The sequence below is a fragment of the Deltaproteobacteria bacterium HGW-Deltaproteobacteria-18 genome (assembly GCA_002841885.1).
GTDB lineage: Bacteria > Desulfobacterota > Desulfovibrionia > Desulfovibrionales > Desulfomicrobiaceae > Desulfomicrobium.
Window position 1 is genome coordinate 1 of record PHBE01000010.1, and the last position, 18,086, is coordinate 18,086.

Genomic DNA, 18,086 nt, shown 5'->3' on the forward strand with positions numbered 1-18,086 from the left:
TGCCGAACAGATGCCCCTGGTAAAAATGGCGATGTAAGAATGGCGGAGATTCCACCTAAAAATCAGGCGAATCTGTTCAAATAAACTGAGCCACTTCTATCCCGTCGTCACGCAGCACGATCAACTGGGTGTCGAAGAAGAATTACCCGGATCGGTTTTTTCATCATACCGCTCCTGCCATAAGGTTCATCCGCAACACCCTGGTTTGCATGATCATCTTGATTCTCCTTTCAGCAGAGTCAGTATGCGGAGTTGGTCGATGGCCGAGATGGGATCCTGGGAAGCGTTTCTCATCGCTTCTTGAACAGCACGCCCCCTTTGAGCGCCAAAAGGCATGGTCAGGCACAAACGAAGAAAGATGTAGATATGGGTCTCGTCCGCAAACCCGTATTCCATAGCCGCATCCACATATTCCCCAACCGCCGTTTCCAGCGAGCCGTAATACTCCGCCGCCAGTGACGCCGTAACGGGCGCTTGTTCCTTGAGATCCTGGGAAAGGTTGTAGATGAGAGCCGCTCGGTTTTCCTGCGCCATGCCTTCCAGATGTTCCTCCCTGACTTCCCACCAGGGACGGCCCGAAGCCGGCCGGTATAAATCTGCCACCTCGCGCTCCGTGCGCCCGGACAAGACTGGATTCGGGACATCCAGCCACACCCTCTCCCCGTCATGATTTCGACTTGGGATGAGCAGACGCGCGGCAGGCCCAAGAAACCAGCCCCGTTCCTGGTCGCTGAAGGTCGTAAGCAACTTTTCCAATCCTCCAGGATCCTGAAACCTGAAGAACGATTTCATGCCCGAAGGCAGAAGGACTTCGCACAGACTCCGCCAGTGGCCGCAATGCGCCTGTTCACTTGCCGCCGTGACGGCAAAGAATCCCCAAGCCGACTGTTCGGCAATGAGATAGGTTTCGAGTCTGGAATCCGACCCAAGCCGGTTCAGGTAGGGCATCGAAGCCCAAAGTGCGGCGTACGGAGTATCCTTGAGCAGGGGATGAAAGGCGTCATTGCCCTTCAGGGAATAATAGTCGTCAAGCATCTGCACAGTCGCATCGACGGCGACAATGGCGTCAATGTACAGACCGTTTTGCCGGGCGGTGGCAAACATGGCGGCAAGATCGTGCGACGAGAGCTTGCTGAAAATGCAGAGATCATTCTCGTTCGGCATACTCATTTCTCCTCCGTGAGTGGTGCGCAGGTAGCGCAGAAAGGCATGCCGATCCGCCTGGACCCGGACGATGAGTCCTGCAGGGCCGAAAGCTCGTCACCATCGAGGCGCCAAGCTTCTTCGATTTCTGGGAGACGCGCATCGCCAGGCAGCAGCGGCCTCGCCCCCGATCCCGACCTAGGGCTGCCCCCGGAGTTGAGTTTGATCTTGGCCCCGTTGATGGTCACCCCCGACGGGTCGATCTTGATGAAGCTGCCGCCGGCCTTGATGGTCAGTTCCGTGCCGGCCTCGAAGACCGTCTTGATGTCGGATTTGAGGTGCGTCTCGGCCCCGGCCCGGACCAGCCATTTTTCGGTGATCTTGCGATGACTGTTGCCCTTGACCGTCAGGTGGTCGTCCGACAGCAGCTCGACCTTGCGATCCTTGTGCACGGTCTGATGGTCTTCGCCCTTGACCAGCGAGTACGAGAAATTGTCGATGGTGCGGTGCTGGTCGTGCAGGATGTGCTCCTTCCAGTCGTTCTTGACGTAGACGTTCACGTCCTTTTCCGCGTGGGCGTAGATTTCTTCCTGGCCCTTCTTGTCTTCGATGCGCAGTTCGTTGAACCCGCGTGGTTCGCCCTCGGCTCCAGGCGTTGACATGGACTTGAAGACCGTGCGCGTCTTGTTTGCGGGCAGGGGGTAGGGCACAGGGCTCGCGGAGTTGAAGACCCGGCCCGTTATGACGGGGCGGTCCGGGTCGCCTTCCAGGAAGGTGACCAGCACCTCTTGGCCGATGCGCGGGATGGCCATGGTTCCGAACTGTCCTCCGGCCCAGCCCTGGGAGGCACGAATCCAGCAGGTGGTGTTCTCGTCGCGCCGCCCTTCTCTGTCCCAGTGAAACTGCACCTTCACGCGGCCGTACTGGTCCGGGAAGATCTCCTCCCCGTCGGGCCCCGTGACAATGGCCGTCTGCACCCCGTAGATGGGGTTCCTGGGATGGTCCGAAGCAGGTATGAAGCGGGTCGTATTGGGGATGGCCCGCACGTTTGCTCCGTACATCATGCCCCGGTCCGGGGCCTCGTGTTCCAGGACTTGGGGTTGCTCACCCCGGTGCTCAACGCGGACCACCCACCATTTCGCATTGTAGTCCTGTCGGCGGTGTTCGAAGAGTTCGAACACGTATCCCGGCGTCATCCGAGAGACATCGGTCGTCACGTCGACCCAGGCGCTCATGCTGAAATTGCGCAGGAGTTCGAGGTTCACATAGCGCTTGCCGTCCTTCTGCAACTGGTACAGGTGCGGGTAACGGTACTGCTCCAGGTTCATGCCCACCGGGACAGGCGCCTTGACGGGGTCGGTCTCGGCCAGCCTGACCTGCAGGTCCAGACGCGTCTTCTCGAAGTTCCACTCCCTGAAGGTGAAAGAGTCGCTGCGGATGTCCCGGTCCATCTCGATGCTGCGCACGGTGGCCGTATCCGTCTCGGTCCCGGCGCCGGGGTGGAAGCGCACCAGGCTTTCCCCTTCGATCCGAGGGCCGTCCGGCATGTCCGAGAAGCAGAGCACGTGCCGGTCCTTGAAGTGATCGAAGTAGAAATAGAGGCCTTCCTCCTCGCAGAGGCGGGAGATGAAATGAAGGTGCGTTTCGCCGTACTGCACGCAGTACTCGCGCGGCGCGTAGTCGAAGAAGCATTTGAAAGCGAAGGAGTCGCCCGTGAAGTTCTGCTCTTTCAGGATCTGCTCGATGACCTGGGTCACGTTCATGTTCTGGAAGATGCGGTGGTCCGTGACCTGATTCAGAAAATGAAGTCTGGGTACGAGCAGGCAACGGTAGTGGGTGCGCTGGTTTGACGTGTGCAGCTGCCGGAAGCGGTGGATGACGCCGTGCACATGCCGCACGCCGCCGCTCTTGTCCCGGATGGACAGGCAGGCGGTCCGGCCCAGAAGCGCGGCGAAATCGAGGTTGTCGAGGTCGTGGACAAGTTCGATCCCGAACTCGTAGGGGCGATGCATTTCCTCGACGCCGGAGAAGGCATAGACTCTGAAGCCGGGAATGGCGGGGGTCTCGAAGGTGAACCAGGAACTGTCTGCTGTCGGATGCCGCATTGAACCTCCCTGCGCCGTGTCACGGCGAAAGTTTTTGGTTCATTATGCCAGTATCGCAGCATCAGAAAAATTCGGGGAAATATGTACTTTCGCGGCATGATTCTGGTGAAAAAGGCCCGCGAAAGGCCGAGAGTCATACGGAATCGACGCCAAAGACGCGGTACGCCATGGTTCCCCATTCGGAAGCAAACCATGAAAAAAAACACTTCGGGAAGACACCCGTGGTATCGAGGCACGCGGACCAATCTTCCTTAAATACGAAATCCCGAAGAACCACGCCCCGGAAGACCAGCTCTTCGAGCCACATTATCGGATTTATGATAAAACAGATCTGAACATGGGTTGTTCAAGAAAAAGCGTACAAAGGCGGGGGCATTTCCGACAAACCCGCTCAAGATAACAAATCCGTCGAACGGAGGTTGAATTCCGCTCACTCCCGGGTATACAAACGACAAGACACACCTTCACCACGGGGAACCCATCATGCATCCATCCCTCCGACCCGCCCTGTTTTTGATAATCCTTCTGTTCCTTGCCGCATGCAGCCAGGGCGACGCCCCCTCCAAGGCCGAACCACGAACAATAAAGGCTCAGACTTTGCGCCTGGCCCGGACTGAGGCGCACGAATGCAGGAGCCTCCCCGGACAGGTCGAGTCGCGCAACAGTGTGACCCTGGCCAGCAAGACCAGCGGCACCGTGACTGAAATCCTGGCCAGGGAAGGGGATGTGCTCACGGCGGGACAGATCATCCTGCGCATCGACGACGCCGAACTGCAGCAGCGCGAAAAAAGCATGCGCGCCACTGCCGGACAGGCCGGGCTGGAGAGCAAGGCGCTGGCGGCGCGCAAGGCCCAGGCCAAGGCCACCCTGGAGCGCATGCAAAAACTGCTGCGCCAGGCAGCCGTGAGCCGCGACGATGTGGACCGGGCCCAGGCCGAATACGAGGCCCTGGCCAGTCAGGAAAAGGCCATGGCCGCACAGTCCAGCGCCGCCGGTTTCCAGGGCGCTGAAATCCGCGCGCTGATGCAATACAGCACCGTGACATCCCCATTGGGCGGGGTGCTGACCCGCCGCCATGTCGACCTTGGATCGTTCGTACAGGCCGGAACACCCCTGGCCGAGGTGGATGATCTGAAGAGCGGCTTCGACCTCGTGGCCCAGGCCGACGAATCCCTGCTCGGGCGCATCGAACAGGGCATGAACGTGGTCGCGCTCATTCCGTCCCTGTCCGAGGCTCCGTTCCTGACCACCCTCTCGGCCGTGATCGGCCAGGTGGACCCCGCCAGCCGATCCTTCAGGGTCAAGGCCGCCCTGGACTCCACGCCCAGCCCCGGCATGTACGGCAAGATCTGCGTACCCGTGGGCACGGCCAAAAAACTGCTGGTCCCGCACTCCGCCTTGAGGCCGCGCGGGGAACTGACCACGGCGCTCATCGTCGACGACGAATCCACGCTGCGACTGCGCATCGTAAAAATCGGCGGCGTCTATCAGAAAGCCGTACTGGACGGGCAGACCTTCATCCTCCAGACCGGGACGGACCAGCTGAGCACGGCGCCCACAGGGGCCGAGATCCTGGTCGAGGTGCTGTCCGGCCTCTCCCCGGACGACGAGGTGGTCCTCAGCGCGCCCGCCGTGGCCCGCGAAGGCGACCGGCTGGTCCGGGAGTAGCCCATGTCGAATCACCCTGCGCACAACCACGATTTTTTGACCCGCATCACTTCGAGCTTCGTGGACTCCAAGCTCGTCCCGCTCATCATCGTTTTTTCCATTTTTCTCGGCGTCTTTGCCGTGCTGCGCACTCCGAGCGAGGAAGAGCCGCAGATCATCGTGCCCATGATCGACATCATGGTCGAAATGCCCGGCGCCATGCCGGAAGAGATCGAAAAGCGCGTCGTCGGACCCATGGAAAAGATGCTGTGGGAGATTTCGGGAGTGGAATACGTCTATTCCACGGCCATGGACGGCAAGGCCCTGACCGTGGTCCGCTTTCTGGTCGGAGAGGATGTGGAAAAGAGCCTGATCAAGGCCTATAGCAAGCTCTATCAGCATCTGGACTGGATTCCGCCCGGATGCACGCAGCCCATCCTGAAACCGCGCTCCATCGACGACGTGCCGGTCCTGGCCGTGGCCCTGACCTCCGACACCCATGACAGCCGGACCCTGCGCCAGGTCGCGGCCGAGGTGGCCGAGAGCCTGCGGGCCATAAACGGAATCTCGGAAGTGAGCCTCATCGGCGGCCGTAAGCGGGCCCTGACCGTGGAAGTGAACCCGGAGCGGCTGCGTGCCCTGAATCTGGACAGCGTGGATGTGGCTGCGGCCATCGCGAGCCAGAATCAGGCCGACCAGAGCGGACTCATGACTTCGGCCGGAGCCAGCCGCCAGGTCCGTCTGGACAATGCCCTGCGCTCCGCCGCCGATGTGGCGGGGACGGTCATCGCCGTGCAGGGCGGCCACCCCGTGACCCTGGGCAACGTGGCGGATATCCGCGACGGCTGGGCCGAACCCGAGGATTATGTCCTCTTTGCCCCGGGTACGCGGGCCGAATCCAAGGGGCTGGCCGCCGGGACCGGGCAACTCCAGCCCGCCATCACCCTGACCGTGGCCAAGCGCCCGGGCATCAACGCCACCGAGCTTTGCCAGAAGGCCCTGGCGACCATCGAGAGCCTGCGCGGGACGGTCATCCCGGCAGACATGCAGACCGTCATCGTGCGCGACTACGGCGAGACGGCCAAACACAAATCCGACGAACTGCTCTTTCATCTGGCCATAGCGGCCCTGTCCGTGGGCGGCATCGTGGCTTTTTTCCTGGGCAACCGGGCCAGCGTGGTGGTCATGGTGGCAGTACCCGTGACCCTGGCCGTGACCCTGGCCACCTACTGGCTGCTGGGCTACACCCTGAACCGGGTGACCCTCTTTGCGCTCATCTTCTGCATCGGCATTCTGGTCGACGACCCCATTGTGGACGTGGAGAACATCGTGCGCCACGTGCGCCTGCCGGGATCGGCGGGGCGGCCCTTTTCCCAAGTCATCATCGAGGCCGTCAGCGAAGTGCGCGCACCCCTGGTTCTGGCCACGTTCACGGTCATCGCGGCCATCATGCCCATGGCCTTCGTGGGCGGACTGATGGGACCATACATGCGCCCCATGCCGGTGGGAGCCAGCATGGCCATGCTTCTGTCCATGGCCGTGGCCTTCGTCATCACCCCCTGGCTGGCCAAACGGGTTCTCAAACCTTCGGACAGCCACGAGCCCGAATCCCACGACGACATCTTCACGCGTGGCTACATCTGGCTCATGCGCCATCTCATCGAGCGGCCCCGCTTCCGCGCCCTGTTTCTGGCCGCGATGGCCGCCCTGCTCCTGCTGGCCGTCAGTCTCTTTCCGCTCAAGGCAGTACTGGTGAAGATGCTGCCCTTCGACAACAAGAGCGAATTCGAGATCGTCATCGACATGCCCGACGGAACGGGCCTTGAGACCACCATGGCCGCCGCGGAGGAGCTGTCGCGCTCCGTAATCACGGAGCCGGAGGTGACCGACGTGCAACTCTATGTGGGCACGGCCGCGCCTTTTTCCTTCAACGGGCTGGTGCGTCACTATTACCTGCGCCAGGGTCCAAACGTGGCCCAGATTCAGGTCAACCTGGTCGGCCGGGGAGATCGCGACGCCTCCAGCCACGAGATCGCGGGTCGGGTGCGGACAGCCATCGCGCCACGTGCCAGGGAACTCGGGGCCAGAATCAAGGTGGTGGAAGTGCCGCCAGGTCCGCCGGTGCTGCAAACCCTGGTGGCCGAAATCTATGGCCCGACCCACGACTCAAGGCAGGCCGTGGCCTTACAGGTCAAGGATATCTTTACCCGGACGCCAAGCGTGGTGGATGTGGACTGGTACGTGAACGATCCGCGCCCCGAGACGAGAGTGAGGGTCAACCCGGAAAAAGCCCTGCAAAACGGCATCAGCCCGGACCGGGCCAGACAGGTCCTGGCCACCTCCGTTGGTGGCATGCAGGTCGGCATCCTGCATGATCCGCGCGCCCGGGAGGACATCCCCATCGTGGTCCGCCTGCCCATCTCCCGGCGCTCACACCCGGAAGATCTCAAAACCCTGCCCGTACGCGGAGAGAATGGACAGATGGTTTCCCTCGACCAGATCGCGAGCCTGACGCAGGGAGTCGCGCCGGGTTATATCTACCACAAGAACATGCTGCCCGTGATCTACGTGACTGCCGACATGGCGGGAGCGGAAGAGAGCCCGGTCTACGGGATGGCCCGCATCGACGAGGCTTTGGACGAACTGGCAGCGACCGGCCAGGGCGCATGGCAGGCCGGGGACACGCGGCCCCTGACCCGCCTATACACCAGCGGCGCGGACACGACCCACGAAATTGCCTTGAAGTGGGACGGGGAATGGCAGATCACCTACGAGGTCTTCCGGGACATGGGCGTGGCCTTTGCCGTGGTGCTGGTGCTCATCGCCATCCTGGTGGTGGGCTGGTTCGGGTCGTACACGACGCCGCTGGCCATCATGATCCCCATCCCGCTCTCGCTCATCGGCATCATCCCGGCCCACGCCATCTCCGGCTCCTTCTTCACGGCCACGTCCATGATCGGCTTCATCGCCGGAGCGGGCATCGTGGTGCGCAACTCCATCATCCTGGTCGACTTCATCACCATGCGCCGCGAACAGGGCGAAACTCTCGAAAACGCCGTGGTCGAAGCCGGGGCCGTCCGCTTCAGGCCCATGGTGCTGACCGCCCTGTCCGTGGTCGCGGGAGCCTTCGTCATCCTCTTCGACCCCATCTTCCAGGGCCTGGCCATCTCGCTTCTGGCCGGGGAGGTGGCGGCGACGCTGTTTTCAAGGATGGTGGTGCCGGTGATGTACTATCTGGATCAGAAGAGGAGCGGGGTCGAAAACGAGGTGGTCGCGCCCTGAAGAATCAAGAGGCCGGTGACGCAACGCCCTGACTGACGGGCCTGCACCACCGGATGCCGCGTATGGAGGTGACGGCTTGAGGCGGCTGGAGGATCACTCCACCAGCACCTCAAGCCCCTTCAGATATGCTCCTTCCGGAAAGGCCAGGGAGACGGGATGGTCACCGGCCTGGGTCAGGCGGTGGATGATGCGGCCGGTGCGGCCAGCGTCCAGGGCGGCGTCGGACACGATTTTCTGGAACAGGCCATCTTCCATGAGGCCGGAGCAGGAGAAGGTGAAAAGCCGTCCTCCTGGATTCAGGAGACGCAAGGCGCTCAGGTTGACGTCCTTGTAGCCCCGGCAGGCGCGGTTCAGGCTGGCCTTGGAGTCGACGAATTTGGGAGGGTCGAGGACGATGAGGTCAAAGGTGCGTCCTTCCTTGTGCCAGTTGCGCAGGATCTGAAAGGCGTCACCGCAGACCGTGTCCATGCTCCCGGCCGCGAAACCGTTCAATTCCCGGTTGCGTTCGGCCAGGGCCAGAGCCGGGGCCGAGGCGTCGAGCTGGGTCACATGCGCCGCGCCGCCGCCGAGCGCGGCCAGACCGAAACCGCCGGTGTAGGAGAAGCAGTTCAGCACCTCGCGTCCCCCTGCGGCCCTGGCCACGGCGAGGCGGCTGTCGCGCTGGTCCAGATAGAAGCCGGTCTTGTGGCCGCCATGCACATCGACCAGATATTTGACGCCGTTTTCGTGAATCGCGACCTGCTCCGGAACCTGCCCGTGCACGACCGAAGTCCTTGCGGCCAGACCTTCCTTGGCCCGCACATCCACATCCGAGCGCTCCAGGATGGCGTCTTCGGGGAAGATGCTCCGCAATGCCCCGACAATGGCTTCACGCCAGAATTCCGTGCCTGCGGTCAGCAACTGAAAAACAAGAACCCCGTCGTAACGGTCCAGAATCAGCCCGGGCAGCCCGTCGGATTCGGAATGCACCAGACGCAGCGCATTGCTTGAGTTTTCAAAATCCTTTCTCCTGCCGATCGACTGAAGAATGCGGCGCAAAAAGAATTCCTCGTCGATGGCCTCCCCGGCATCAAAGGTCCAGACCCGGCCCATGATCTGCGATTTGGGAGAATATGAGGCCCGGGCCAGCCATTGTCCGTTCTGCCCGAGGACTTCAACGGTCTGCCCGGATGCGGGTCTGCCCTTGACAGTGGCCACGGCACCGGAAAAGATCCAGGGATGACGCCTGAGCAGAGATTTTTCCCGCCCCGCGACGATGATGAGTTGTGGGTCCACGATGATTTCCTTGCTGCGCATGGGGATGCCCCGCGCGGTGAAGTCCTGCACGCCGAAAGCGTGACGGCTGCGCAAGACATAGGAAAAGCCACCGAAAGCGTCCACGGGAAAAATCACGCCCCGCAGCAAGGCTGGCAGGCAACGGCCGCCAGGAACCGGCCATTTCAGGTCCGGCAGTGCCTCGTCTCCGTGCTCTGCGCGCTGCTGATCCATGCCGTGGTCCTGGCCGCATTCGGGATCTGGCTCGGCCCCGGGGGCGAAGGATCGGGCGGCCTCATGCTCATGGCCCTGGAACTTTCCGGTGGCGGCTCAGGGGGCGGCCTCTCTTCCGGGGGACAGGCCGGGACCGACGAGTCAACCCTGCTGCCCTTGCTGGGCAATCCGGACACAGTGCCATCCTCCGCCCGGACCGCAGGGGCACCCTTCGCGCCCCCGGCTTCCAAAGCGGAAACTCAGGCCCGGGACGCATCGCCCACCCCTGCCTCGCACGCCTCGACGCAGACGCCCGAGCCGGCGCCCGAGCCGACACCCGAACCGACGCCCGAACCGACGCCCGAACCAACACCCATCAGTCAGACGCCGGTCGAGCGTCATTCCCCAAAACAGATTCCGCAGGAACAGCCTCCTGTTCGACAGCCTGCCGCCGAGCCCGTAATCCGGAACCCGGAGAAGCCGCTCAGCGCAGACATCGTCGCCGCAGCATCACCGCCGGAACAAGTCCTGAATTCACATGGGGACGAGACTGGCCGCCCCGAAGCCACGGAGCAACAGGCCGGACCCCGAAAACTTCAGGCCGGAGCCGCGAGCCTTCCGCAAGGCATGGGCCAAGAGAATCGCTCCGGCGCATCCGGAGCCGGAGTCGGCGCAGGCTCACAAGGCTCAGCAGGCACTGGAAGCGGCGGAGTTGACAGCAGCGTGGCAAAGTTCGGCACGCCAGGCGGTCCGGGCATCGTCCGCATGGCCCAGCCCAGATATCCGCACGAAGCCAGACGCTTGGGCAAGGAAGGGATCGTGCTCCTGAAGCTTTCCCTGGATGAAGCCGGGACAGTGCGCGATGTGGAAGTTCTGCGGGGCGTGGGATTCGGCACGGAGGAGGCTTCCCGGGAAGCGGTCCTGCTTTCGCGTTTTCGCCCCGCGACCTTCAAAGGCAGACCCGTGGCCTGTCAGGTCATTCTGCCCATCCATTTCAGGCTGCGCTAGGCCAGGGCCTTTTCATGATCGGCTCCGGTCATGCCCGGTCCGGGCGTTGCCAGAACCCCGGGCTCTGATATATGATTTTGCAGGTCGCCATCCGGCTATCCGCCCTCCCGCACCCATCCCAAGGCAGGTCCAACATGAGCGAAAGAATCGAGTGGTCGATAAAGGTTCCAATCTTTCGGAACCCCATCATCCTGCGGCAGATGGGACTGGCCATAGGCATTCCCTTCGGACTGATTTTCGTGATCATGCTCCTGAGCGGCGCAAAACCCGCCGACCTTCTCTATCCGGCCATCCTCATAGGCGCGCTCTTTTTTTTGACCTGGCTCTTCATCATGATTGTCTGGGGCGGAAAATACGATGCCGAGTTCATTGTCGACAACAAAGGCGTCCGCTGCAGAACCGCCGCACGTCAGGCCAAACAGAACCGCATCATCAACGGCCTCACTGTCGTGCTCGGTCTGCTCTCGGGAAAACCGGCGGCGGCAGGAGCCGGAATCCTGGCCCAGTCCCGCCAGGATGTGCTGGTCAAATGGGGCAGCATCAAAAAAACCAAGGACCTCCCCAGCAGCAATACAATCATGGTCTATGGCGGATTCGCCCAGAACATCGCCGTCTTCTGCACTCCGGAAAATTACGAGCAGGTATGCAAGCAGATTGCGTCCAAGGTGCGCCCCGGGCGCTGATTCGATGGACACGGCAAAAAAGAACCGCCCCGCCAGCACATTAGCTGACGGGGCGGTTCTTTTTTGCCGCGAAAGGTTCCGCTAGAAAATCTGCGGATAGGTCTTCACAAAAGCGTCCAAACGTTCACGGGACTTGGCGATGCGCTCGCGAAGGTTGGCGCGGTATGCGTCCATATCCGCGATGGGCTTTCTAGCCACGCCCGTGTCCATGGCGGCCTGTGCCACGGCTGCGGACTCGAACTCGATGAGGCGCAGGTCCACGGGTTTGGGGATGATGTAGTCGATGCCGAATTCCAGCTTGTCGAGGTTGTAGGCCTCAAGCACGTAATCCGGCACCGGCTGCTTGGCCAGTTCGGCCAGGGCCCTGGCGGCGGCCATCTTCATTTCCTCGTTGATGTTCGAGGCCATGACGTCAAGCGCCCCGCGGAAGATGAAGGGAAAACCCAGGACGTTGTTGATCTGGTTCGGGTAATCCGAGCGGCCCGTGGCCATTATGGCGTCGGGGCGGGCTTCCTTGGCGTCGGTGTAGGAGATTTCGGGCACGGGGTTGGCGCAGGCGAAGATGATGGGATCCTTGGCCATGCTCCCCACCATGTCCTTGCTGACCACCCCTGCCTTGGAAAGGCCCAGGAAGACGTCGGCTCCAACCATGGCCTCGGCCAGGGAGCCGAAGGCTTTTTCAGTGGAGAATTCGCGCTTCTGGTCGTTCAGGTCCGGGCGGCCCAGGTGCAGGTGACCGCGGGAGTCGAACATGGCGATGTTTTCGAGCTTCATGCCCAGGGCCACGTAGAGCCGGGTGCAGGAGATGGCCGCGGCGCCGGCTCCGGAAACGACCATGCGCAGATCCTCGATCTTCTTGCCGGTGATCTCCAGGGCGTTGAGCAGGCCCGCAGCGGAGATGATGGCCGTGCCATGTTGGTCGTCATGGAAGACCGGGATATTCATTTCCTTTTTGAGCTTGTCCTCGATGTAGAAGCATTCCGGGGACTTGATGTCTTCGAGGTTGATACCGCCGAAGGTCGGCTCCAGGGCCTTGACGATTTCACAGAGCTTGTCGGGGTCGGTCACGTCGAGGTTGATGTCGTAGACATCGATGTCGGCGAAAATTTTGAAGAGCAGGCCCTTGCCTTCCATGACGGGCTTGCCGGCGTAGGCGCCGATGTTGCCCAGGCCCAGGACGGCGGTGCCGTTGGAGACCACGGCCACGAGGTTGCCGCGGCCCGTGTACTTGTAGCTCAGTTCCTTGTCCTTGGCGATGGCCAGGCAGGACTCGGCCACGCCCGGGCTGTAGGCCATGGTCAGGTGCTTCTGGGTGGAATAGGGTTTGACGGGCACGACCTCGACTTTGCCGGGGCGCACTTCGGAATGATAGTCCAGGGCTTCCTGGGGTGTGAAAAGAGCCATGTTGTCCTCCAAATGTGATGCCGCTTCAGCGACGTTGATATTCAATCGCATCCCCTTGAAAGGGGTCAAGGCGCAAGCCCCTTGCGGGGCGCAAGGCGACGTCCCACATATCTGCCGATTGTTACGCAGCTTATGCGGCCAATGTTCGCACGGAACATGTCTGGGCGTCTCTTTTCGCAACTAACATGAATAAAAATGATAAACGTCACGCGTGGATTTACGGGGAGGCGTGTTTGTGCGGGTGGAAGAAGGGCGGCCACGGGGGGCCGCCCCTACGATATACCACCCTGAAATCCGTCACCCTTCCCGCGCCACCGATGCATCGCCCCAAAATCCGTTCATATCGGCGGTTGGCCCAACAATGCATCGTCCCAGAATCCAGCCATATCGTCGGGACGAACCAATGATGCATCGCTCCGGAATCCACCAAACCGTAGGGGCGGCCCCCCGTGGCCGCCCTCTTCCGCCTATTCCAGCCCCGCCGCCTTGCGGTCGGGCTGCACGTACAATTCCCCTCCGTGGGAATCGTTGATGACCAGCAGGGGAAAATCAACCACGGTCAGTTCGCGGATGGCCTCTGGCCCAAGCTCCTCGAAAGCTATGACCCTGGCCGCCGTGATGCATTTGGACAGGAGCGCGCCGGCCCCGCCCGTGGCGCCGAAGTACACGGCCGTATGGTCTTTCAGGGCCTGCTTGACCGCGTCGCTCCTCTTGCCCTTGCCCACCGAGGCCTTGCAGCCGAGGGAATGCAGGCGCGGGGCGTAGGTGTCCATGCGGTAGCTGGTGGTGGGCCCTGCCGAGCCGATGGGACGGCCGGGAGGCGCGGGGCTTGGCCCCACGTAGTAGATGACCGAGCCCTTGAGGTCGAAAGGCAGGGGCTCGCCCTTGTCCAGCAGGTCGATGAGCCGCTTGTGGGCCGCGTCGCGCGCCGTATGGATGGTTCCCGTCAGCCTGACCACATCACCGGCCTTGAGCTTGGCCATGACCTCGTCCGTCAGCGGGGTCTGCAATGTGTACTCGGCCATCAGATTTCCACCTCCTGATGTCTGGAGGAATGACACTGGATGTTCACGGCCAGGGGCAGGCTCGCGATGTGGCAGGGGCTCATGGCGATCTTGACGCCAAGGCAGGTGGTCTTGCCGCCCAGGCCCATGGGGCCGATGCCGAGCTTGTTCAGGGCTTCGAGAAGCTCCTCTTCCATGGCTGCCAGTTTGGGGTCGGGGTTCACGTCATCGAGTTTTCTGAGCAGCGCCTTCTTGGCCAGGATAGGCGCGTAGTCGAAGGTGCCGCCCACTCCGATGCCGACAACCGTGGGCGGACAGGGGTTGGGCCCGGCCTCGGCCACGCGCTCGATGACGAACTTCTTGATCCCTTCCCAGCCCTGGGCCGGGGCGAGCATGGTCACGCGGGACATGTTCTCGCTGCCGCCGCCCTTGGCCATGAAGGCGATTTTGAGCCTGTCGCCGGGCACGATGTCGAAGTGAATGATGGCCGGGGTGTTGTCCTTTGTGTTGGCGCGGGTCAGGGGGTCGCAGGCGGACTTGCGCAAAAAGCCGTCGGCATATCCCTTGCGCACGCCTTCATTGATGGCTTCACGGATGTTCATGCCCTCGACCCGCAGTTCCTCGCCCATCTCCACGAAGAAGACGGCCAGGCCAGTATCCTGACACAGGGGCAGCCCCGTTTCCTCGGCCAGTTCATAGTTTTCAGTCAGCTGGCGAAAGACTTCCCTTGCCGCAGGGGATTCCTCCCGGGCCGCGCATTCGGCGAACCGTCGACGCAAGTCGCCTGGCAGGTAGCGGTTGGAGTCGATGCACATCTTGGCCACGGCATCGATGACCTGGATGGCGCTCAATGTTCGCATGTCTATTTCCTGATAAACTGTTTGATGGCCGTGATGCCCATTTTACGCCGCAGGAAGCCGAGCTGGTTCTGCAGGGGCAGCTTCTTGGGACAGACATCCTCGCAGGCGAGTAAGCCCATGCAGCCGAAGATGCCATAATCGTTGCCGATGATGTCGAAGTACTGATTGTCCGTGCGCTGGTCGCGCGGGTCGATGACAAAACGGGCAACACGGTTCAGGGCGGCCGCGCCCATGAAGTCGTCGCGCAGCCTCGCAGTGCCGCAGGCCGAGATGCAGCAGCCGCATTCGATGCAGCGCTCGAGCTCGTAGATCTCTTCAGCCACGGCGTTGTCCATGCGCTCTTCTTCCCTGGCCGGATCGAACTCCTTGGTGGTGTGGATCCAGGATTCGGTCTTCTGATACATCTCGCGAAACCAGATGCCCGTGTCCACGGACAGGTCCCCGATGAGCTTGAAGACGGGCAGGGGCATGAGCGTGATGGTCTCGGGCAAGTCCTTGGTCTTGGTCTGACAGGCCAGACCCGGGCGGCCGTTGATGACCATGGCGCAAGCCCCGCAGATGCCCGCCCGGCAACAGAAGTCGAAGATCAGACCCGGATCCTGTTCCTCGCGCAGACGGTTGAGCGCGATGAAGAGGGTCATGTTGGTGGTCTCCTCCAGCACAAAGGTCTGCATGTGCGGAGTGGATTCCTTGTCCTCGGGATTGTAGCGGAATATTTCAAACTGGAGCAGTCGTCCCATGTCGTGTCCCTCTTACTTGCTCTTCGTGATGGTCTTGGCCTCGATTTCCTGTGGGTCGGCATGAATGATCTTGCCGCCGCCATAGCCGCGGTCTCCCGGAGGAATCTCGAAGTGCGGGGTCGCCTCTTCGTATTTGAGCTCCGGCATGGCCCGCCCTTCGGGCCAGTAGGCCAAAGTGCGGTTCAGCCAGTTCTTGTCGTCGCGGGCGGGGAAATCCTCGCGGTTGTGGCTGCCGCGGCTCTCCCGGCGCACCAGGGCGGCCTGGGCGATGCACATGGCCAGGCGGACCTGCCCCCGGATCTTGAGCGCTGCGGCCACTTCATGGTTGGCGCCAAGGCCCTTGGAGACCAGCCCGATCCTGCCGGAACGGTCAAGCAGGCCCTGCAGCACCTCCACGCACGTGGTCAGGTCCTTTTCGTTGCGGAACACGAAACAGCCCTGCATGAGCGCTTCCTGCATCTCGGCGCGTACCTTGTAGACATTCTCACGACCCAGGCGGCCGCTGATCAGGTTGTCGATGCGTTCCTGCTGGCGCCTGGCTTCGGCTTTGATGACGCCGGTATTGAAGGACGTCTCGTTGCCTTTGAGGAACTCGACGATCTTGACTCCGATGATGCCGCCGGCGACCACGGTCTCGGCCAAGGAGTTGCCGCCCAGGCGGTTGAAGCCGTGCATGTCCCAGCAGGCGGCCTCGCCGGCCGAGAAGAGCCCTTTGAGGCCATAGGCTGCGCCGTTCTTGTCCGTGCGCACGCCGGCCATGGTGTAGTGCTGGGTCGGACGCACGGGGATGAGCTGGGTGCGGGCATCGACGCCCAGGAAGTTCTGGCAGATCTCGTCCACTTCGCGCAGCTTGGTGGAGATGTGCTTGTCGCCCAAGTGCCGGATGTCAAGCCAGAGGTGCTCGCCGTAGGCCGAGGGCACGCCCTTGCCTGCGCGCATGTGCTCGGTCATGCGCCGCGCGACCACGTCACGGGAAGCCAGCTCGGCCTTCTCGGGCTCGTAGATGTGCATGAAGCGCTCTTCGTTGACGTCGAGCAGCGTTCCGCCGTCGCCCCGGCAGCCTTCGGTGACGAGGATGTCGGTGGGCACGATGCCCGTAGGGTGGAACTGGATGGATTCGGGGTTGCCGATGGGCACCACGCCCGTATCCTGGGCGAGGATGTGGCCGCCGCCGTCGCAGATGACCGCGTTGGTAGTGGCCTTGTAGAGACGCCCGAAGCCGCCGGTGCAGATGGCCGTGGCCCTGGCCAGATAGGTCTCCAGCCTGCCGGTCCGCAGGCAGCGCACGATGGCGCCCATGCACTGCTCGCCGTCATGAATCAGCGAGATGGCCTCCTTGCGGTCCATGACGCTGATGCCAAGCTCGGCGCACTTGTTGTCCATGGTGCACATGACCGCGTGGCCCGTGCCGTCTGAGGTATAGCAGGTGCGCCACTTGGCCGTGCCACCGAAGGAACGGGCCGTGATGAGGCCTTCCTTCTCGGGCTTTTCGAATTTATCGAATTTCTCTCCGCCCTTGAAATAAGAGGAAGTGCCAGGCACCACGCGATTCCACGGCACGCCCCAGTGGGCCAGGCGGCGCATCTCGATGGGCGCGGTGTCGGCGAACATGCGAGCCACTTCCTGGTCGCAGCCCCAATCCGATCCCTTGACCGTGTCCATGAAGTGCACATCAGGATTATCACCCTCTCCCATGGCGCAGTTGCCGATGGCGGCCTGCATGCCGCCCTGGGCGGCGGAAGAATGGGAACGCCTTGCCGGAACAATGGACAGGCAGACGACGTCGAACCCGGCCAGAGCCGACTCCACGGCCACGCGCTCGCCGGCCAGACCAGCGCCGATGACCAGCAGATCAGAAGTATGGGTATACATGAATGCTCCCGGAATTTAGACGGTCATGGTGGCGTAGCGAACCAACGCAATGAAGGCGATGGCCAAAACACAGCCGAAGGCGATGGTCAGGATTTTCACGGTCTTGGGACGGGCGGCGTCGCTGATGAAGCCCCATTTGACCCCGATGCGGTACACGCCGATAAAGACATGCAGCTGCACCAGGGGGACCAGGACAAGATAGAAGAGAAACCAGCCGCCGCTCTGGACCCGAGCCGTGGACGTGGCGGCCAGGATGGCGGAGTCGTTGATGTTGGTCCACATGTGGATGGCGCCCAGGACAAGAATGATCATGGCCGAACCAGCCTGCACCAGCCACAGCCAAGTGTCGCGATGGTTCAGCAGACGCGCGTTGCGCCAGATGACTTCCTGGCCTTCGAAACGAAAGGGAATCTTGCGCGCGGCGATGATGAAATGCATGAAAAAAAGAATGGGCACAAAGATATGTGCCAGGGTATCCAGATGCAGGTTTTCCAATGCTCCGGCCACTGCGTCCAGGGCCCCGGCCCCAAAAATGATGGACGCGGTCAGCAGGGTGTGGAAGGCGATGAACAGGACCAGCCCGACTCCGGTGAGCATCTGGAGCCAGTCGAGATACGCATCCCTGCGTCCCGGCCGCGCGACATGCATGGTGGCGTGAACGGACATACTTCCTCCGAAATTGCGGAGCCACTGCATCAACGGCCCCTGGTTGAACAACCAATTTGTGTTTCAAGAAACGATGGGAGCCCGAAGAATCTCGGGAAAGGAAATTTTGTTGAAACGCATGGTACGCGAATACAATTGATCAGTCAATCACACGGCACGACAGGACACTTGTGAGCGGCCTCGCAAGAACTACATAACAGCACGA

Annotated in this window: 13 protein-coding genes; 4 read left to right on the plus strand and 9 right to left on the minus strand. The window is 61.9% G+C overall.

Annotation, left to right across the window (positions count from 1 at the left end; genetic code table 11):
• Nucleotides 1–213 precede the first annotated feature (213 nt).
• Together CVU60_10490 and CVU60_10495 are read right to left on the minus strand one after the other, a co-directional pair.
• Nucleotides 214–1,170, minus strand: coding sequence for a hypothetical protein (locus CVU60_10490; protein ID PKN41440.1), 957 nt, complete (start codon nt 1,168–1,170; stop codon nt 214–216).
• Nucleotides 1,167–3,248, minus strand: a complete 2,082-nt coding sequence (locus tag CVU60_10495) for a type VI secretion system tip protein VgrG (protein PKN41441.1) — start codon at nt 3,246–3,248, stop codon at nt 1,167–1,169. Before CVU60_10495 ends, CVU60_10490 begins: the two co-directional genes overlap by 4 nt.
• 483 nt (nt 3,249–3,731) lie before the next feature.
• Between CVU60_10495 and CVU60_10500 the strand changes: the two genes are divergently transcribed.
• Nucleotides 3,732–4,916, plus strand: a complete 1,185-nt coding sequence (locus tag CVU60_10500) for an efflux RND transporter periplasmic adaptor subunit (protein PKN41442.1) — start codon at nt 3,732–3,734, stop codon at nt 4,914–4,916.
• A gap of 3 nt (nt 4,917–4,919) precedes the next feature.
• The gene (locus CVU60_10505) at nt 4,920–8,177 is read left to right on the plus strand and encodes a multidrug transporter AcrB (GenBank protein PKN41443.1); all 3,258 of its coding nucleotides are present in this window, start codon (nt 4,920–4,922) and stop codon (nt 8,175–8,177) included.
• A 93-nt stretch (nt 8,178–8,270) separates the two neighbouring features.
• Here the strand turns inward: CVU60_10505 and CVU60_10510 are convergent, their stop codons facing one another.
• Nucleotides 8,271–9,452 (minus strand): 23S rRNA (cytosine(1962)-C(5))-methyltransferase RlmI, encoded by a 1,182-nt coding sequence (locus CVU60_10510; protein PKN41550.1) that lies wholly within the window; start codon nt 9,450–9,452, stop codon nt 8,271–8,273.
• Nucleotides 9,453–9,668: 216 nt separating this feature from the next.
• Between CVU60_10510 and CVU60_10515 the strand changes: the two genes are divergently transcribed.
• The gene (locus CVU60_10515; protein PKN41444.1) at nt 9,669–10,652 is read left to right on the plus strand and encodes a hypothetical protein; all 984 of its coding nucleotides are present in this window, start codon (nt 9,669–9,671) and stop codon (nt 10,650–10,652) included.
• 134 nt (nt 10,653–10,786) lie between these two features.
• On the plus strand, nt 10,787–11,335 hold the full coding sequence (locus CVU60_10520) for a hypothetical protein (GenBank protein ID PKN41445.1): 549 nt from the start codon (nt 10,787–10,789) through the stop codon (nt 11,333–11,335).
• A gap of 81 nt (nt 11,336–11,416) precedes the next feature.
• Here CVU60_10520 and CVU60_10525 read toward each other — a convergent pair whose 3' ends face one another.
• From CVU60_10525 to CVU60_10550, 6 genes are all read right to left on the minus strand, one after another.
• On the minus strand, nt 11,417–12,739 hold the full coding sequence (locus CVU60_10525) for a malate dehydrogenase (GenBank protein ID PKN41551.1): 1,323 nt from the start codon (nt 12,737–12,739) through the stop codon (nt 11,417–11,419).
• Nucleotides 12,740–13,206: 467 nt separating this feature from the next.
• Complete coding sequence (locus CVU60_10530; GenBank protein PKN41446.1) at nt 13,207–13,764, minus strand: fumarate hydratase; 558 nt, start codon at nt 13,762–13,764, stop codon at nt 13,207–13,209.
• Nucleotides 13,764–14,603: a fumarate hydratase gene (locus CVU60_10535; protein ID PKN41447.1), complete on the minus strand. Its 840-nt coding sequence runs from the start codon at nt 14,601–14,603 to the stop codon at nt 13,764–13,766. The genes CVU60_10530 and CVU60_10535 overlap by 1 nt, the downstream gene beginning before the upstream one ends.
• Nucleotides 14,604–14,605: 2 nt before the next feature.
• Nucleotides 14,606–15,343: a succinate dehydrogenase/fumarate reductase iron-sulfur subunit gene (frdB, locus tag CVU60_10540; protein ID PKN41448.1), complete on the minus strand. Its 738-nt coding sequence runs from the start codon at nt 15,341–15,343 to the stop codon at nt 14,606–14,608.
• A 12-nt stretch (nt 15,344–15,355) separates the two neighbouring features.
• Complete coding sequence (locus CVU60_10545) at nt 15,356–17,215, minus strand: fumarate reductase flavoprotein subunit (GenBank protein PKN41449.1); 1,860 nt, start codon at nt 17,213–17,215, stop codon at nt 15,356–15,358.
• Between the two features lie 15 nt (nt 17,216–17,230).
• On the minus strand, nt 17,231–17,881 hold the full coding sequence (locus CVU60_10550; GenBank protein PKN41450.1) for a succinate dehydrogenase/fumarate reductase cytochrome b subunit: 651 nt from the start codon (nt 17,879–17,881) through the stop codon (nt 17,231–17,233).
• Nucleotides 17,882–18,086 lie beyond the last annotated feature (205 nt).

Excerpts from the sequence above, each read along its gene's own strand:
- CVU60_10490 (PKN41440.1), bottom strand. The coding sequence starts at position 1,170 with ATGAGTATGCCGAACGAGAATGATCTCTGCATTTTCAGCAAGCTCTCG.
- CVU60_10495 (PKN41441.1), bottom strand. The coding sequence starts at position 3,248 with ATGCGGCATCCGACAGCAGACAGTTCCTGGTTCACCTTCGAGACCCCC.
- CVU60_10500 (PKN41442.1), top strand. The coding sequence starts at position 3,732 with ATGCATCCATCCCTCCGACCCGCCCTGTTTTTGATAATCCTTCTGTTC.
- CVU60_10505 (PKN41443.1), top strand. The coding sequence starts at position 4,920 with ATGTCGAATCACCCTGCGCACAACCACGATTTTTTGACCCGCATCACT.
- CVU60_10520 (PKN41445.1), top strand. The coding sequence starts at position 10,787 with ATGAGCGAAAGAATCGAGTGGTCGATAAAGGTTCCAATCTTTCGGAAC.
- CVU60_10525 (PKN41551.1), bottom strand. The coding sequence starts at position 12,739 with ATGGCTCTTTTCACACCCCAGGAAGCCCTGGACTATCATTCCGAAGTG.
- CVU60_10530 (PKN41446.1), bottom strand. The coding sequence starts at position 13,764 with ATGGCCGAGTACACATTGCAGACCCCGCTGACGGACGAGGTCATGGCC.
- CVU60_10535 (PKN41447.1), bottom strand. The coding sequence starts at position 14,603 with ATGCGAACATTGAGCGCCATCCAGGTCATCGATGCCGTGGCCAAGATG.
- frdB (PKN41448.1), bottom strand. The coding sequence starts at position 15,343 with ATGGGACGACTGCTCCAGTTTGAAATATTCCGCTACAATCCCGAGGAC.
- CVU60_10545 (PKN41449.1), bottom strand. The coding sequence starts at position 17,215 with ATGTATACCCATACTTCTGATCTGCTGGTCATCGGCGCTGGTCTGGCC.
- CVU60_10550 (PKN41450.1), bottom strand. The coding sequence starts at position 17,881 with ATGTCCGTTCACGCCACCATGCATGTCGCGCGGCCGGGACGCAGGGAT.